1 pseudogene is annotated in these 620 nt (G+C 51.3%); it reads left to right on the top strand.

The features are described from left to right. Nucleotides 1–620 (top strand): annotated as a pseudogene (gene vopB / locus R7Q46_RS28110) (type III secretion system translocon subunit VopB); the annotation flags it as partial.

The following is a 620-nucleotide window of genomic DNA, read 5'->3' as shown; positions in this document are numbered from 1 at the left end:
GTTCTGCGGACGATTTTGAAGTGGGGCTTGCGGCGATTACAGACAAACTGAAAAGTGCTCAAAACGAGCTGAAAATTCAGGAAGTGAAAGTCGCAAAAGCCAAACATGAACAAGAAATGGCAGAGAACCAAGAGAAAATCAAGGAATCAGAAGCCGCTGCGAAAGAGGCTCAGAAATCGGGCTTAGCGGCGAAGATCTTTGGTTGGATCAGCGCGGTTGTCTCCATTGTGGTAGGTGCCATCATGGTTGCCACTGGCGTTGGTGCGGCAGCTGGCGCGCTTATGATCGCCGGTGGTGTCATGGGTGCAGTAAGCATGGCACTGCAAGAACCAGCTGTTCAAGACGCGCTAAAAGAAGCGGGTGTGAATGTCGATGTGTTGAACAAAGTGGTGATGGCATTAGAAATTGCTGTCGCTGTCATCGGTGCAATCGTGACCTTTGGTGGCGCGGCGGCTGGTGGTATCGCGAAACTTGCCGCGAAAAGTGCCAGCAAAATTGCGCAGAAAGTGACAGATATTGCCACTAAAGCTGCAGCCAATATGGCAAAAGTTGCAGACATGGGTTCTAAAGCTGCGACAACCACAGCCAAAGCGATTCGCTACGGCGCTGAAACGGTCGAC

The sequence above is a fragment of the Vibrio sp. 811 genome (assembly GCF_033339195.1).
The sequence above is the reverse complement of the archived record's forward strand: the minus strand, read 5'-3'. Positions and strand labels throughout refer to the sequence as shown.